Origin of the sequence: Streptomyces atratus (genome assembly GCF_040655115.1) — a bacterium.
Taxonomy (GTDB): domain Bacteria; phylum Actinomycetota; class Actinomycetes; order Streptomycetales; family Streptomycetaceae; genus Streptomyces; species Streptomyces atratus_D.
The window spans coordinates 69,250-85,602 of sequence record NZ_JBFAJH010000033.1 but is presented as its reverse complement, the minus strand read 5'-3'; the positions used below and the strand labels follow the sequence as shown (position 1 = coordinate 85,602).

Sequence of the window (16,353 nt, the reverse complement as noted above, 5' to 3'; positions counted from 1 at the left end):
CTCCTGCATCGAACGCGGCACCCGCCGTGACGACACTCTCGCCAACGCCTACCGCGACTGGCTAACCGCCGCTTGACAGCCAATAGGAGCATCAACGGGGGAGCGAGTGCTCCCTCAGGTCGTCAATCGGTGGCCTCGCGCACCACGTCAGGGGTGTTGGTGATGATCCCGTCCACGCCGAGACGGTTCACCTTCACTGCGGTGCCCGCATCGTTGACCGTCCAGGTGTTGACCCTGAGCTTCTTGCCGTGCGCGCCCTTCAGTGCGTGCACAGCGGCGACGTAGTCGGCGCCGATCGACGTGTACGACGGGTTGATCTGGTCGGTGAACGCCGCGTACGACCCCAGGCGGGCGATCGCAGGGGCGCCGAGGAAGCCGGTGATGACGTCCGGACGCTGCTGATGGACCTTCTTCAGACTGCCCGCGTCGAAGCTCTGGATCACGAGCCGGTTCCTGACGTGATCGCGGTCGAGCCACCCCGCCCGGCGCAGCACCCGCAGGGTCTCCTTCTCGATGCCCGGATAGAGCTCCGGGCTCTTGATCTCCAGCAGCAGCTTCTGATGGTTGCGCCCGATCCGGTCCAGGTACTGCGTGAGCGTGGGGATCCGGATCCCGGCGAAGCGCGCACCGAACCAGCTGCCCGCGTCCAGCCGGGCGATCTCCGCGGCCGTGAATTCCTCGACGGCCCACGGCGCACGGCCCGGGAAGACGTCCTCGACGTCGGTGGTCCGCTTCAGGTCGGTGTCGTGGATGACGACCAGCACACCGTCCCTGGTGAGCTGGACATCGTTCTCCACCCAGTCGAAGCCGAGGCGGTCGGCCCTGTCGACGGCGGCCAGGGTGTTCTCCGGCGCGTACGCCGAGGCGCCCCGGTGGGCGAAGACGACCGGGGTGACGGCGAAAGCCCCGGTGGCCCGCGCGCCGACTGCCCGCATGCCGGTCACTGTCTCCGTCCCCCTGGCCGAGCCGGTGCCCGTGGCCGGTGAATGGGGGGTGGGCAGCAGCAGTGCGCCGACGCCCAGCAGGGCGGCGGCAGCGAGGGAAGCGGCTGCGGTGCGTGCGTGCACGTGTACTCCTTGCGGCAGAGTGACGGACGGGCCGAGTGTGACAGCCACCTCCCGACAAGGGGCGGGCGACGGACGGCCATCACGTGAACGCAGCAGACGGGACGGGGTCACGGGCCGGCTTCCGTGTCGATAAAATGCAGTTCTTCTGTTTGTCTGCCGGGACTTGCGCCTTAGGGTCACCCCGAACCCGGGCTTCCTCGAAGGGCGTACGAGCATGCAGGGCACCATCGACGGTTTCAGCTATGGAGTGGTGACGCCCATCGCGGCGTTCCTCATGGCGTGCCTCGGCGCGGCCCTCGGACTGCGCTGCACGACGCGGTCGCTGCGCACCGAGCGTTCCTTCAAGGCCGGCTGGCTCGCCCTCGGGGCCACCTCCATCGGCTCCGGCATATGGACGATGCACTTCATCGCGATGCTGGGCTTCAGCGTCGACGAGACGCCGATCGGCTACGACACCCCGATCACGTTCGCCAGCCTGGGCATCGCGATCGTCATGGTCGGCATCGGCATCTTCATCGTCGGCTACCGGGGCGCCACCCCCATGGCCCTGGTCACCGGGGGCACCATCACCGGACTCGGCGTGGCCACCATGCACTATCTCGGCATGGCCGGCATGCGCCTCCAGGGACAACTCGAGTACGACACGCTCACCGTTTCGCTCTCCGTCGTCATCGCCGTGGTCGCCTCCACGACCGCACTGTGGTCGGCGGTCTCCATCCACGGCTTCCTGCCCAGCCTCGGCGCCGCCGTGGTGATGGGCGTGGCCGTGAGCGGGATGCACTACACGGGTATGGCCGCGCTCAGCGTCCATCTGCACCCCGCGGCCGTCGCGGATTCCGCGACCCACGGTGGGCCGACCTCGGGCCTGATCCCGCTGATGATCGGCCCGGCCAGCTTCCTCCTGCTCGCCGCGGTGGTCGTCATGTTCGATCCTCTGGTGGTGATGGGCTCCGCGGACCGGGACGCCTCCCGGAACGGAGTCGGCGCCGGTCGGCCCCCCGGCATCCCCGTCCAGCGCCAAGTCCCGCGCTTCGGTACCCACGCCGACCCGGCGTCGTTCCAGTCGCGGCACCGGGACTCCCCGCCGCCCCGGGACTGGTGACGGGGCCCGGTTGTCAGTGGGGGGTCGTACCGTGGTTGCATGCGGCCCGTTTCGAAGATCGAACGTTCGGTGGCGCCTTTCGAGGTCGTCAGTCCCTACCAGCCCAGCGGTGACCAGCCCACTGCCATCGCCGAGCTGGAGCGGCGTATCCGGGCAGGTGAGAAGGATGTCGTGCTGCTCGGTGCGACCGGCACCGGTAAGTCGGCGACCACCGCCTGGATGATCGAGAAGCTGCAGCGCCCCACCCTGGTGATGGCGCCGAACAAGACGCTCGCCGCCCAGCTGGCGAACGAGTTCCGCGAGCTGCTCCCCAACAACGCCGTCGAGTACTTCGTCTCGTACTACGACTACTACCAGCCCGAGGCATACATTCCGCAGTCGGACACCTACATCGAGAAGGACTCGTCGATCAACGACGAGGTCGAGCGACTGCGCCACTCCGCGACGAACTCGCTGCTCACCCGCCGCGACGTCGTCGTGGTCGCCTCGGTCTCCTGCATCTACGGCCTCGGTACGCCGCAGGAGTACGTGGACCGCATGGTCCCGCTCAAGGTGGGGGAGGAGATCGACCGCGATCAGCTGCTGCGCCGCTTCGTCGAGATCCAGTACACGCGCAACGACGTCGCGTTCACGCGGGGCACCTTCCGGGTGCGCGGCGACACCATCGAGATCTTCCCGGTCTACGAGGAGCTCGCCGTCCGCATCGAGATGTTCGGCGACGAGATCGAGGCACTCTCCACGCTCCATCCGCTCACCGGCGAGGTGATCAGCGAGGACCGCGAGCTCTACGTCTTCCCCGCCAGCCACTACGTGGCGGGTCCGGAGCGCATGGAGAAGGCGGTCAACGGCATCGAGCAGGAGCTGCAGGAGCGCCTCGACGAGCTGGAGAAGCAGGGCAAGCTGCTGGAGGCCCAGCGGCTGCGGATGCGCACCACGTACGACATCGAGATGATGCGCCAGATCGGCACCTGCTCCGGCATCGAGAACTACTCGATGCACCTGGACGGCCGCTCGCGCGGCACCGCCCCGAACACCCTCCTCGACTACTTCCCCGAGGACTTCCTGCTCGTCATCGACGAGTCGCATGTCACCGTGCCGCAGATCGGCGCGATGTACGAGGGTGACGCCTCCCGCAAGCGGAGCCTCGTCGACCACGGCTTCCGGCTGCCGTCCGCCCTCGACAACCGCCCGTTGAGGTGGGAGGAGTTCACGGAGCGGGTCGGCCAGACCGTCTATCTCTCCGCCACCCCGGGCAAGTACGAGCTGTCCCGCGGCGACGGATTCGTGGAACAGATCATCCGCCCCACCGGCCTCGTCGACCCCGAGGTCGTCGTCAAGCCCACCGAGGGTCAGATCGACGACCTGGTGCACGAGATCCGCAAGCGCACCGAGAAGGACGAGCGCGTCCTGGTCACCACCCTCACCAAGAAGATGTCCGAGGACCTCACGGACTACTTCCTGGAGCTGGGCATCCAGGTCCGTTATCTCCACAGCGACGTCGACACGCTCCGCCGCATCGAGCTGCTCCGCGAACTGCGTGCCGGGGAGTACGACGTCCTGGTCGGCATCAACCTCCTTCGCGAGGGTCTCGACCTGCCCGAGGTGTCCCTGGTGGCCATCCTCGACGCCGACAAGGAGGGCTTCCTGCGCTCCGGGACGTCCCTCATCCAGACCATCGGCCGCGCGGCCCGCAATGTGTCCGGCCAGGTCCATATGTACGCGGACAAGATCACCCCGGCGATGGAGAAGGCCATCGACGAGACCAACCGACGCCGGGAGAAGCAGATCGCGTACAACACCGAGCGCGGGATCGACCCGCAGCCGCTCCGAAAGAAGATCAATGACATCGTCGCGACGATCGCCCGCGAGGAGATCGACACCGAGGAGCTGCTCGGCACCGGCTACCGCCAGGGGAGGGCCGTCAAGGCGCCCGTTCCCGCGCTCAGCGGCAAGGCGGGCAAGGCAGGAAAGGCGGCCGGAGCCAAGAAGACCGGCGCGGTGGTCACGGAGCGGCCCGCCACCGAGCTCGCTGGCATCATCGAGGAGATGACCGACCGGATGCGGGCAGCCGCCGCGGACCTGCAATTCGAGGTGGCCGCCCGACTGCGCGACGAGGTGGGCGAGTTGAAGAAGGAGCTGCGCCAGATGCGGGAGGCGGGTCTCGCCTGACCCACCGCAGCCGGTGTGTTGCAAGACCGACACAAAAATGCCCCGAAGCTGCTGCGCCTTCGGCGTGACTGCGTAGGGTGCTGGGCAACCGCACGGACGGGTGCGGGGCAGCGGAGAGGGGACAGCGCGTGACGGTCAACATGACCAAGGGCCAGGCCATCAGCCTGCAGAAGAGCGACGGGGGGACCCTGACCGCGGTACGGATGGGGCTCGGCTGGCAGGCGGCGCCACGCCGCGGTCTGTTCGGCTCGCGCACACGGGAGATCGACCTGGACGCCTCGGCGGTGCTGTTCGCCGACAAGCAACCGGTCGACGTGGTCTTCTTCCGTCACCTCGTCAGTGACGACGGCTCGGTGAAGCACACCGGCGACAACCTGGTCGGCGGCGCCGGTTCCGGCGGCGACGACGAGGCGATCCTCGTCGACCTGCAGCGGGTGCCGGTCCACATCGACCAGATCGTCTTCACGGTGAACTCCTTCACCGGCCAGACGTTCCAGGAGGTGCAGAACGCCTTCTGCCGCATCGTCGACGAGACCAACGGCCAGGAGCTCGCCCGCTACACGCTGGACGGCGGCGGCCAGTACACCGCCCAGATCATGGCCAAGGTGCACCGCGTGGGCGACGGGTGGCAGATGACCGCCCTCGGCAACCCGGCCAACGGCCGCACCTTCCAGGACCTGATGCCGGCGATCCTGCCGCACCTGTAGGTACAGCCGGACCGCTCGGGTCCGTATCGGTAGGGGCAGCTCCCGGAGGCAACAGCCGCCGGGAGCTGCCCCGCATGGCACCGCACCACACGGCACCGCGCCGACAGACAGCGCACCGCGCAGCATGAACTCGTCGAGGGGACAGGACAATGACGGCCGAGCTGGTCCGGGGGCAGAACCACACCTTGCCCCAGACCCGTCTGGAGATCCGGGTATCGGCCGGTACGCCCGTCGTGGCCGGTGCCACGCTCGGCGACGAGCAGGGCACGGTGCACGGCATCGAGTGGATCGCCCACCCGGGCTCGCCCCAGCTGCCCGGACTCGAAGTGTCCAAGCAGGCCGCCGCCGACCATCGGCTCGCCGTCGACCTCGACGCCCTGCCCGCCTCGGTGCACCGCGTCACCGTGCTGCTGGCACTGCCCACGGACGTCGGAGGCCCGGTCAGGTTCGGCGCGGTTGCCGCACCCTTCGTCGCTGTCACGGGCCTGGAAGGCACCGCGATCGCCACCTTCACCCTCACCGGCCTCGACAGCGAGTCCGCGGTCGCCGCCCTGGAGCTCTACCGACGCCAGGGTGCCTGGAAGGTCCGCGCGGTCGGCCAGGGCTATGCGGGCGGTCTCGCCGCGATGCTCGCCGACCACGGGGTCTCCGGTGCGCAGGAGCTGGCCCGGTCGGTCCATGAGGCGGTCGCCCGGGGCATGGCCCGCTCGGTGGCGCCGCCCCCGCCCCGCACCCCGGAAGGAGGCCGGGTCCGCCACGCAGGCGCGGCCTCCGGCCAACAGGCGCCGGCGACACCCCCCGCCGCACCGATCGGCGACCCGGCCGCGGCAGCCACCCCGCTGCCCGATCCCGCACAGCCCCGCCCGGCAAGCGACGCGGTTCCTACCCCGGGGCCCACCCCGGCTCCCACCATGAGTGGTCCCATCAACTACGCGCACCCGCGCCGCCAGTCCGCGGCGCCCCCACCGCCCCCGCCCACCGCGCCACCCGCCGAACCGGGCCGCCCCGCCCGGCCCGTCGCCGGGGACGCGACGGGCTGGTCCATGGAGGAGCGCCTCTACAACCAGGTCTGGGGCATGTTCGAGGACCTGGCCCGCACCACCGCCGCGTACCGCAGCGCCGTCGACTTCGCCGAGTCCCGCATGGACCAGGAGCTCGACCGGGCCCTGTCCGACCCGCGCAACCGGATCGGTGGAGCGGGCGACCGGGCCCGTGAGGAGGCCCGCACCAAGCGCGACCAGCTGACCGACCGGGCCCGCGAGGCGCTCGACCGCGATCTCGCCCAGCTCGCCGCCGAGTCCGCCGTCGTCGAACCCGCACTCCCCGCCGCGTACGCGGGCTGGGACAATCCCGTCTGGCACGCCTACCGCGTTCCCATGGAGATCCCCATGGCCCTGCGGATCGGCGACCTCCATCTGCCCGAGAGCGCCGGTCTGCGCATCCCGCTGCTCGTACGGCTGCCGCTGGAGCGCGGAATCTGGGTCGACAGCGGGCGTACGGCCTCCGAGGCGGCGGCCCTGACCGGCCCGGACCAGCTCCGCCGCCTCGCCATGGAGAACGCCGTCGCGCACGCGGCCCGGCTGCTCGCCGTCTACCCGGCGGACGAGTTCTCCGTCCATGTCATCGACCCCGCGGGTTCGGCGGCAACGGCGCTCGCGCCCCTGGTCGACTCCGGGGTGCTCGCCGCGCCCCCCGCCGCCGGAGCCGGGGGAGTGGCCTCGGTCCTCGCCCACCTCACCCGGCGCGTCGACCTCGTGCAGATGGCGGTCCGGGCCGGCGCCGCCGATGCGCTACCACCGGACCTGGACACCGCCGAGCAGTTGCTGATCGTCAACGACTTCCCGCACGGCTTCGACGACCGGGCCGTCACCCAGCTGCGCTATCTCGCGGACGAGGGCCCCTCGGTCGGCGTCCACCTGCTGATGGTCGCGGACCGGGAGGACGCGAGCGCGTACGGGCCGGTACTCGACCCGCTCTGGCGCTCCCTGCTGCGGATCACCCCGGTCGCCGACGACCACCTGGCCGATCCCTGGGTCGGCCACGCCTGGACGTACGAGCCGCTGAGGACTCCGCCCGGCAGCCGGGTGCTGCGCAGCGTGCTCGCCCAGGTGGCTGCCGCCCGTCGCACCAGGCAGCCTTGACCCATTGAGCCAATCCGCCCCTGACCTGCATTTTTGAGAGATCTTTACCCTGGCCTTTACCTTTTCTTGGTGTTCCCTGTACTGTTCTTCGAGCGGAGGGGAGTACTCCCGAACGCGACGTGCCCGTCAGTACGGACTGTGACCGGTCCCGGGGCGTCGGCCCGTGGTGCGCAGCCCGTGCACCGGGGTGGAAGAGACCTCCGGCAGCGACGACGCTGATCAGTAGCCGTAGCGAACTGCCGGAGGCGCAGTGGACGTTTCATGGACCCTCTGGGTGCTGACCATTCTTGGTCTGTCAGCCCTTGTCGCCGTCGACTTCTTCATCGGGCGCAAGCCCCATGACGTGACGACGAAGGAAGCCGGAATCTGGACGATCGTCTGGATCGCGCTGGCCGCGCTCTTCGGGCTCGGCCTGCTCGTGTTCGGCGAGAGCCAGGCGTCGGGCGAGTTCTTCGCCGGCTTCATCACCGAGAAGTCGCTCAGCGTGGACAACCTCTTCGTCTTCGTCCTGATCATGGCGAAGTTCTCGGTGCCGTCCCATCTCCAGCAGCGCGTGCTGCTGGTCGGCGTGCTGATCGCGCTGGTTCTGCGAGCGATCTTCATCGCGGCGGGCGCCGCGGTCATCGCCAACTTCTCGTGGGTCTTCTACATCTTCGGCGCGTTCCTGATCTACACCGCCTGGAAGCTCATCCAGGAGGCGCGGGCCGACGAGGAGGAGGACGAGTTCGAGGAGAACCGTCTCCTCAAGTCGATCGAACGCCGCTTCGGTGTCGCCGACAGGTACCACGGCACCAGGCTCTTCCTCAGGAACAACGGCAAGCGCGTCCTGACCCCGCTGATGGTCGTCATGCTCGCCATCGGCACCACCGATGTGCTGTTCGCGCTGGACTCCATCCCCGCGATCTTCGGGCTGACCCAGGACCCGTACATCGTCTTCACCGCCAACGCCTTCGCCCTGATGGGGCTGCGCCAGCTGTACTTCCTCATCGGCGGTCTGCTGAAGAAGCTGGTCCACCTCAGCTACGGGCTCTCGGTCATCCTCGGCTTCATCGGCGTCAAGCTGGTCCTGCACGCCTTGCACGAGTCCGGGGTGCATGTCCCCGAGATCTCGATCCCGGTCTCGCTCGGCGTCATCTGCGGCGTGCTGGTGATCACCACGATCACCAGCCTCGTCGCCAACAAGAAGCAGGCCGCGGCCGAGGCCGACCGTGAGACGGAGAAGACTTCCCGCGTCGAGGCCTGATGCTGCGGTGCGGGTGGGCGGTGCAACCGCTCACCCGCACCCTCATGTCACCAGCCGCGTGCGCGCCACCCGGGCAGTTGCGGACGCTCGTCGCCGAGCGTCGTGTCGTGGCCGTGGCCCGGATAGACCCAGGTCTCGTCGGGCAGCACGTCGAAGAGCTTGGTCTCCACGTCGTGGAGCAGGCTCGCGAACGCTTCGGGGTCCTTGTGGGTATTGCCGACCCCGCCGGGGAAGAGGCAGTCCCCGGTGAACAGATGCGGGGCGCCGTGCGGGTCGTCGTAGACCAGCGCGATGGAGCCCGGGGTGTGGCCGGCCAGATGGCGCGCGGTCAGGGTGACCTGCCCCACCCGGATCGTGTCGTTGTCGTCGACCAGGACATCGGTCGGGACCGGGATGCCCTCGGCGTCGTACCGCCCTGCGTACGTCCGCGCACCGGTGGCCGCCACCACCGCGGCCAGCGCCTGCCAGTGGTCGCCGTGCTGATGGGTGGTGACGACGGACGCGATGGAGTCGTCACCGATCAGCCGCAGCAGGGTGGGGGCCTCGGCGGCCGCATCGATCAGGAGCTGCTCGCCGGTGGCCCGGCAGCGCAGAAGATAGGCGTTGTTGTTCATCGGGCCGACGGCGACCTTGGAGATCATCAGGTCCGTCAGCTCGTGTACGTCCGCAGCTCCGCCGACCTTGACCGCTCCGCTGTACGTCATACGTCTCAGCCTATAGCGGGGGCAGTACGGGGAGGGGGCCGCCGTCGACCTTCAGCACCGAGCCGTCACGGCGCCCGGAGAGCCAGCCCAGCAGCTCCGGCGCCGGGCCGCGGACCGCGACGGCCGGGCCCTCGGCGCCGCCGCCCGTGGTCCAGAACCGGCCGTCGTCGGCTGCCACACCCGTGGACACGACGTCCGGGTGGCGGCCGAACCGCTCCGCGAGGAAGTCGATCTCACGGGCGACGAATTCGTCCGGGAGGTCCTCCAGTTCGTACCCGATGCCCAGGTCGACATGGTGCAGATCGACCTCGATCCAGCGGCGGAAGGGGACCCGGGAGGCGGAGTCGGTCACGCCGTTGCGCATCGTGATGGTGCGGGACCAGTCGGCCGGCTCGGCGGCGGCGGCCAGGAAGCGGGCCGCGCTCTCGCGCAGATCGGCCAGCTGTTCGGTGAGCGGCCGGGGTGCGTCGCGCTCGATGTCCCGGTCGCGGGTTTCGCTGTCTGCGTACATGGGACGGCCCTGGAGAACATTTACGAGCGCGTCGGCGTTACGGGAAAGGTGCGCCAGGACGTGGCCCCGGCTCCAGCCCGGCAGCCGTGAGGGTTCGGCGGCGGTGACGTCGTCCAGTTTCACCGTCGCGCTGAGCAGCCGATCGGTCGCTTCACGTACGGCTGCCAGGTCGTGCGCGTGATCAATCATGCGGCCGAGCCTAGCCTCGGCACTCGTTCGGGTGAAGGAGTCATCGGCAGTCCGTAAATCGAATGCGCGTGCTATACGCTCGGAGTCGAAAAGCTTCGTACACCGCTGTGGCGCCCCCCATACCCTGGGACAGGGGCTCAGTTCCCCCATTTCTCTCTAGAAAGGTGCGGACCGGCGTGACCGACCGTCTCATCGTCCGTGGCGCTCGCGAGCACAACCTCAAGAACGTCTCGCTCGACCTCCCCCGCGACTCCCTCATCGTCTTCACCGGGCTCTCCGGGTCGGGCAAGTCGTCTCTCGCGTTCGACACGATCTTCGCCGAGGGCCAGCGCCGGTACGTGGAGTCGCTCTCCTCGTACGCCCGGCAGTTCCTCGGCCAGATGGACAAGCCGGACGTCGATTTCATCGAGGGCCTGTCGCCCGCCGTCTCCATCGACCAGAAGTCGACCTCGCGCAACCCGCGCTCGACGGTCGGCACGATCACCGAGGTGTATGACTACCTCCGGCTGCTCTTCGCCCGGATCGGCAAGCCGCACTGCCCCGAGTGCTCTCGCCCCATCTCCCGCCAGTCGCCGCAGGCCATCGTCGACAAGGTGCTCGGCCTGCCCGAGGGCAGCCGCTTCCAGGTGCTGTCGCCGCTGGTGCGCGAGCGCAAGGGTGAGTTCGTCGACCTCTTCGCCGATCTGCAGACCAAGGGCTACAGCAGGGCCCGGGTCGACGGCGCGACCATCCATCTCTCCGAGCCGCCCACGCTGAAGAAACAGGAGAAGCACACCATCGAGGTGGTCGTCGACCGTCTCACGGTGAAGGACGGCGCCAAGCGCCGGCTGACCGACTCGGTCGAGACCGCACTCGGGCTCTCCGGCGGCATGGTCGTGCTCGACTTCGTCGACCTCCCGGAGGACGACCCCGAGCGTGAGCGGATGTTCTCCGAGCACCTCTACTGTCCGTACGACGACCTCTCCTTCGAGGAGCTGGAGCCGCGCTCCTTCTCCTTCAACTCCCCCTTCGGCGCCTGCCCCGACTGCACGGGCATCGGTACGCGGATGGAGGTCGACCCGGAGCTGATCGTCCCCGACGAGGAGAAGTCCCTCGACGAGGGCGCGATCCACCCCTGGTCGCACGGTCACACCAAGGAGTACTTCGGGCGGCAGGTCGACGCGCTGGCCGCAGCCCTCGGATTCCGTACGGACATCCCGTGGGCCGGGCTGCCGCAGCGGGCCAAGAAGGCCCTGCTCTTCGGCCACAAGATCCAGACCGAGGTCCGCTACCGCAACCGGTACGGGCGTGAGCGCGCGTACACCACCCCGGCCTTCGAGGGCGCGGTGCAGTTCGTCAAGCGGCGGCACTCCGACGCCGAGAGCGACTCCAGCAGGGAGCGCTTCGAGGGCTATATGCGCGAGGTGCCCTGCCCGACCTGTGAGGGCACCAGGCTGAAGCCGATCGTCCTCGCGGTCACGGTGATGGAGAAGTCCATCGCCGAGGTCTCCGCGATGTCGATCAGTGAGTGCGCCGAATTCCTCGGCCGGATGAAGCTGAACGCCCGCGACAAGAAGATCGCCGAGCGGGTGCTGAAGGAGGTCAACGAGCGGCTGAGGTTCCTGGTCGATGTCGGCCTCGACTACCTCTCGCTGAACCGCGCGGCAGGCACCCTGTCCGGCGGCGAGGCCCAGCGCATCCGGCTGGCCACCCAGATCGGCTCCGGCCTGGTCGGCGTGCTGTATGTGCTGGACGAGCCGTCCATCGGTCTGCACCAGCGCGACAACCACCGGCTGATCGAGACGCTGGTCCGGCTCCGCGACATGGGCAACACGCTCATCGTCGTCGAGCACGACGAGGACACCATCAAGGTCGCCGACTGGGTCGTCGACATCGGCCCCGGTGCCGGTGAGCACGGCGGCAAGGTGGTCCACTCCGGCTCGCTCAAGGAACTGCTCGGCAACGACGAGTCGATCACCGGCCAGTATCTGATCGGCAAGAAGGCCATCGCTCTGCCCGACATCCGGCGCCCGGTCGACCCGACGCGCAGGCTCACGGTGCACGGAGCCCGGGAGAACAACCTCCAGGACATCAACGTCTCCTTCCCGCTCGGGGTGCTCACGGCCGTCACCGGAGTCTCGGGGTCGGGGAAGTCGACGCTGGTCAACGACATCCTCTACACCCATCTGGCGCGCGAGCTGAACGGTGCCAAGTCGGTCCCCGGCCGGCACACCCGGGTCGACGGCGACGACCTGGTCGATAAGGTGGTACACGTCGACCAGTCGCCGATCGGCCGTACGCCCCGGTCCAACCCGGCGACGTACACCGGCGTCTTCGACCATGTCCGCAAGCTGTTCGCCGAGACGATGGAGGCGAAGGTGCGCGGCTATCTGCCGGGCCGCTTCTCCTTCAACGTCAAGGGCGGCCGCTGCGAGAACTGCTCCGGCGACGGCACGATCAAGATCGAGATGAACTTCCTGCCGGACGTGTACGTCCCGTGCGAGGTCTGCCACGGGGCGCGGTACAACCGGGAGACGCTGGAGGTCCACTACAAGGGCAAGTCGATCGCCGAGGTTCTGGACATGCCGATCGAGGAGGGCCTGGAGTTCTTCGAGGCCGTCCCGACGATCGCACGCCACCTCCGCACGCTCCACGAGGTGGGCCTCGGATACGTCAGGCTCGGCCAGTCCGCGCCGACGCTCTCCGGTGGTGAGGCGCAGCGCGTGAAGCTCGCGAGCGAGCTGCAGAAGCGCTCCACCGGCCGCACCGTCTACGTTCTGGACGAGCCGACCACCGGACTGCACTTCGAGGACATCAGCAAGCTCATCAAGGTGCTGTCCGGACTGGTCGACAAGGGCAATTCGGTGATCGTCATCGAGCACAACCTCGATGTCATCAAGACCGCGGACTGGGTCATCGACATGGGTCCCGAGGGCGGAAACGGCGGTGGTCTGGTGGTCGCCGAGGGCACGCCGGAGCTGGTCGCGACGGTCCCGGCGAGCCACACGGGCAAGTTTCTCCAGGGCATCCTGGACGCGGACCGGGTGAGCGAGGCGGCGGTGCCCGCAGCGCGGAAGCCGGTGCGGAGGACGGCCGCGAAGAAGACGGTGGCCGCTAAGTCGTCCCCTGCGCGGAAGACGGCGACGGCCAAGACGGACGCCGGCGGGAGCCCGGCGGCCAAGTCGGCCAAGACGGCTGTGGCGAAGAAGACGACCCGCGCGCGCAAGGCCTGACGCGCGGCGCGTCGAGGTGACGGCTCCCGGCCGGCAGGCGGGGAGCCGTCACCTCGCGTCCGGCCACGGTCGGCTGCCGCCCGGCCACGGCTGGGCGCGACCGGTCGTATCCGGCGACGCTCCGCCACGGTCGGTCTGCCGTCCGGCCGCGGCCGGCTGTATCCAGTGATGGTCTGCCGTCGCCTGCAGCCGCAAGGCGCGGGTGGCCCGGCTCACCGTCGGCCCCGGCCCGCGCCGGCCGCTGTGGCTCGGTCGTGCCCGCTCAGGGGGGTCGCGACCGATTCTGACCAGGCATGACCGTCCACGACCGGCCCGGCCGCAGGGACGCCCGTCTCCGCCGGTATCGTCGGTTCTGTCACCGATGCCGGTGGTGCCCCAGGTGCCTTCCGGTATTCCTGGCGCACCCGGCGTCTCTCCGGCGCCGCTCTCCGTCCCACCCCTCTCACCCCGTGGAGTCCGCATGTCCGGCCAGCCCACCGCCCGCCGTACCGTGCTGAAGGGTGCCGCTCTCGCCGGCGTCGCCGGGCTGGGAGTGGCCGCCTGTTCGACCGAATCGAAGCTCGGACACGCCCAGACGCCGACCCCCACCGCCCCCGTCGAGCTCGGCTCCCCGGACGAGGTGCCGGTCGGCGGGTCCAAGCTCTACCGCGAGCAGCGGGTCGTCGTCAGCTGCCCGGCCAAGGGCGAGTTCAAGGCGTTCAGCGCCCAGTGCACCCACGCGGGCTGCCTGCTGGACAAGGTCGAGGACAACGAGGGGAACTGCCCCTGCCACGGCAGCCGCTTCGACACGACCACCGGCAAGGCGGTGCAGGGTCCGGCGACCGTGCCGCTGCCCTCCGTCCCGGTCAGGGTCGAGGGCGGAAAGCTGATCGCCGGTCCTGACGCCTGACGCCCGACGCCCGGGCCGGGTCGCCCCCAAGGCGTCCCTCTGGACCGTCCCCGAGGCGGGAACGTCCGGCGCCTGGAAGGTGGTGAACATCGCCACCGGCGACGACGGGACGCGGTACGCCACCGAGGGAGCCCGCTAGCTGGGTGTCCTGTCCACAGAGGTTGTGAACGTGCAGGTGGAAGACGTCATGGACTTTCTGGTCGATCACAGGGCACCCGACGTCGTTCCGGGCTATGTCTCCGAGCAGCTCCTCTCCATGTCGTGGATCATCGGCGCCGACGACGTGGCACGCATCACCGAGATGGCGAAGCGGTGGCTGAAGTCGGATGATCAGTTCCGGGTGGCCGTCGCGATCGGCCTGGAGAACGAGACGTACCTGGCCGATTCCTGGGAGGCGATCGCCGAACTGGCGGAACCGCTCAAGGAGAGGTTTCCCTCGATGGCAGCTGACGTGGACGCGTGGATGGCGAGAGCCAAACCCGCCTACGAGAGGCTGAAGAAGGGCTCCTTCTTCGAGCAGGGCGCCTGACAACAGCGCCGCCCACCGGATCGCCTCCGGTGGGGAGCGCTGTGTTTTGGTGTTGGCGTGAACAGCATTGCTCTCCGACAGATATACTCCGCGCCGGGAGGAAGCCTCCAGGCGCGGAGTCGACGTTTACCTGCCATGAAATCGCTAGCCGCAGCGGGTCTGCTGATAGTGGACGCATGGAGTGAGCCCGAAGGGCTCATTCCGCCCCTCATCACCGGTCAGGCGCCGAGCTGCCCAGCTGAAGAGGGTCGCGCCGAGGCGATACTGGACATCGACGATCCGCTGCTGCTCGAGAAGGCGAACACCGACTGGTATCGGCTGTCGGTCGAAGGAGGGCTGTTCTCCGAGACCGACCGCAGGTTCCTGCTCGCGCTCAACCCCGAGGACGACGGTCCCACGCGGTGGTTCTGCGTCGAGTTGCAGAGTGAGTGGGACATCATGGGCAAGGGTGCTGCCGGGCTGCTCGGCAGCGCGCCCTGCCGCCCCGAGTTCCGCATGCTCTCGCTCGACGGGAACGTGCTGTGCTTCGCGACGACGTGGGAGCACGCGATCAGCACCTCCGTGCTGACAGCGCCGCATCGTTCGCAGGTCCTTCGACGGTTCGCCGAAGCGGTGGCGAACGGAGCGATGGACGACCCGGACGAGCCGCAACTGAGTCCGGCAGCACGCCGCTGGCTCGACAGCCACTAACACCATGGCCGGGCCGGTCGCACCGGCCTTTGCCCGTCGATTCCGCCCCGCTGGGTGTCATCCAGCGGGGCGGAGGTGTCAGCCGGAGTGATCCGCGCGCCGACGGCGCCAGAAGAGGCGCGATCGTCGCACACGGGTACGACTCGAAGGCCCCCCGCTTTCGCGAGGGGCCTTCGGTGTCTGTGCGCCGTCGTCCACGGACTGCGTCGGCGCCGCCCACCAGTACTCCGGCGCTCTGGGCGGGGTCGGTCTGTGCCAGGTCGCCGTCCACCTGACCTACGCCTCCGCCCACGGCCATGCGCTGATCGACCGGGAGCTGTACCTGCCGGCCGGCTGGGCCGCAGACGAGGAGCGCCGCCTGCTGCGGCACATGCCCGACGTGGTGGAGTTCGCCACCAAGCCGCAGCTTGCCGCTGCCATGCTCGCCCGCGCCGATCCCTGGGCATCGCAGCGCGCTGGTTCGCCGGGGACGAGGTATACGTCGGGTGCGAGCTGCGCCGCACCGCCCGCGCCCTGGGCTTCGACTACGCCCTGGCCGTGAAGGCCGACCACCGCGCCACCACCCAGGCCGGCCGCCTGACCGCCGCCGAACTCGCCCGCCGCGTCCCGAAGGAGGCGTGGATGCGGATGCGCACCGGCCACGGCCTCAAGGGCGACCGGCACTACGACTGGGCCCTGATCGTCGTGATCGAGGACGACGCCCCCGCCAGCGAGGCGGTCGCCGCCGGGCATGCCCACCTGGTCGTCCGCCGCCACCGCTACACCCGTGAACTCTCCTTCTACCGCTGCCACTCCACCACGCCCGTCAGCCTCGTCGACCTTGTCCACACCATCTGCACCAGATGGAAGATCGAAGAGGACTTCCAAGGCGCGAAGGGGACCACCGGCCTCGACCAGGGCCAGGTGACCTGCTGGAACTCGTGGATGCGCTGGAGCCTGATCAGCCTGATGGCCGCCACGGTCCTGACCGTCACCCGCACCCACACCGCCGACGCCGCAGGGATCGACCTCGTCCCGGCCAGCCCGCGCGAACTCCTGGCCGTCCTCCGCGCCACCGTCATCCCGATGCCCCGCCGCGACCTCGACCACATCCTGCACTGGTCCGCCTGGCGCCGCCACCACGAACACCGCGCCATCGCCTGCCACCGGCACTGGAACAACGTCACCGCGGCAGCGACTACGTGACCCGACGACCAAGAT

Annotated in this window: 14 protein-coding genes; 11 read left to right on the top strand and 3 right to left on the bottom strand. The window is 69.2% G+C overall.

What is annotated here, in order from left to right; translation table 11 throughout:
• Nucleotides 1-122: 122 nt before the first annotated feature.
• Nucleotides 123-1,067, bottom strand: coding sequence for a glycerophosphodiester phosphodiesterase (locus AB0I23_RS28360; protein WP_359113429.1), 945 nt, complete (start codon nucleotides 1,065-1,067; stop codon nucleotides 123-125).
• 214 nt (nucleotides 1,068-1,281) lie between these two features.
• Here AB0I23_RS28360 and AB0I23_RS28355 point away from each other — a divergent pair, with 214 nt between their 5' ends.
• The 5 genes from AB0I23_RS28355 to AB0I23_RS28335 all read left to right on the top strand — a co-directional run bounded on the left by AB0I23_RS28355 (nucleotide 1,282) and on the right by AB0I23_RS28335 (nucleotide 8,429).
• On the top strand, nucleotides 1,282-2,169 hold the full coding sequence (locus AB0I23_RS28355) for an MHYT domain-containing protein (RefSeq protein ID WP_359113427.1): 888 nt from the start codon (nucleotides 1,282-1,284) through the stop codon (nucleotides 2,167-2,169).
• Nucleotides 2,170-2,208: 39 nt separating this feature from the next.
• Entirely contained in the window at nucleotides 2,209-4,338 is a 2,130-nt protein-coding gene (gene uvrB, locus AB0I23_RS28350) for an excinuclease ABC subunit UvrB (protein ID WP_359113425.1), read from the top strand.
• 128 nt (nucleotides 4,339-4,466) lie between these two features.
• Nucleotides 4,467-5,045, top strand: coding sequence for a TerD family protein (locus AB0I23_RS28345; RefSeq protein ID WP_359113423.1), 579 nt, complete (start codon nucleotides 4,467-4,469; stop codon nucleotides 5,043-5,045).
• A 149-nt stretch (nucleotides 5,046-5,194) separates the two neighbouring features.
• The gene (locus AB0I23_RS28340) at nucleotides 5,195-7,186 is read left to right on the top strand and encodes a TerD family protein (protein WP_359113421.1); all 1,992 of its coding nucleotides are present in this window, start codon (nucleotides 5,195-5,197) and stop codon (nucleotides 7,184-7,186) included.
• A 250-nt stretch (nucleotides 7,187-7,436) separates the two neighbouring features.
• On the top strand, nucleotides 7,437-8,429 hold the full coding sequence (locus AB0I23_RS28335; RefSeq protein WP_359113419.1) for a TerC family protein: 993 nt from the start codon (nucleotides 7,437-7,439) through the stop codon (nucleotides 8,427-8,429).
• 47 nt (nucleotides 8,430-8,476) lie between these two features.
• On the opposite strand, the gene AB0I23_RS28330 is transcribed toward AB0I23_RS28335, so the two are convergent.
• Nucleotides 8,477-9,133, bottom strand: coding sequence for an MBL fold metallo-hydrolase (locus AB0I23_RS28330; RefSeq protein WP_359113417.1), 657 nt, complete (start codon nucleotides 9,131-9,133; stop codon nucleotides 8,477-8,479).
• 10 nt (nucleotides 9,134-9,143) lie between these two features.
• Complete coding sequence (locus tag AB0I23_RS28325) at nucleotides 9,144-9,833, bottom strand: maleylpyruvate isomerase family mycothiol-dependent enzyme (RefSeq protein ID WP_359113416.1); 690 nt, start codon at nucleotides 9,831-9,833, stop codon at nucleotides 9,144-9,146.
• A gap of 176 nt (nucleotides 9,834-10,009) precedes the next feature.
• Between AB0I23_RS28325 and uvrA the strand changes: the two genes are divergently transcribed.
• From uvrA to AB0I23_RS28295, 6 genes are all read left to right on the top strand, one after another.
• Nucleotides 10,010-13,045: an excinuclease ABC subunit UvrA gene (gene uvrA, locus AB0I23_RS28320; RefSeq protein WP_359113414.1), complete on the top strand. Its 3,036-nt coding sequence runs from the start codon at nucleotides 10,010-10,012 to the stop codon at nucleotides 13,043-13,045.
• A gap of 460 nt (nucleotides 13,046-13,505) precedes the next feature.
• Entirely contained in the window at nucleotides 13,506-13,934 is a 429-nt protein-coding gene (locus AB0I23_RS28315; RefSeq protein WP_359113412.1) for a Rieske (2Fe-2S) protein, read from the top strand.
• A gap of 169 nt (nucleotides 13,935-14,103) precedes the next feature.
• Nucleotides 14,104-14,463, top strand: coding sequence for a hypothetical protein (locus tag AB0I23_RS28310; RefSeq protein ID WP_359113410.1), 360 nt, complete (start codon nucleotides 14,104-14,106; stop codon nucleotides 14,461-14,463).
• Nucleotides 14,464-14,598: 135 nt separating this feature from the next.
• The gene (locus tag AB0I23_RS28305; RefSeq protein ID WP_359113408.1) at nucleotides 14,599-15,153 is read left to right on the top strand and encodes a hypothetical protein; all 555 of its coding nucleotides are present in this window, start codon (nucleotides 14,599-14,601) and stop codon (nucleotides 15,151-15,153) included.
• A gap of 235 nt (nucleotides 15,154-15,388) precedes the next feature.
• Nucleotides 15,389-15,694 carry a transposase gene (locus AB0I23_RS28300; RefSeq protein ID WP_359113439.1) on the top strand — a complete coding sequence of 102 codons (306 nt, stop codon included), beginning with the start codon at nucleotides 15,389-15,391 and terminating at the stop codon, nucleotides 15,692-15,694.
• Nucleotides 15,691-16,338, top strand: coding sequence for a hypothetical protein (locus tag AB0I23_RS28295; RefSeq protein ID WP_359113406.1), 648 nt, complete (start codon nucleotides 15,691-15,693; stop codon nucleotides 16,336-16,338). The genes AB0I23_RS28300 and AB0I23_RS28295 overlap by 4 nt, the downstream gene beginning before the upstream one ends.
• The last annotated feature ends 15 nt before the right edge of the window (nucleotides 16,339-16,353 follow it).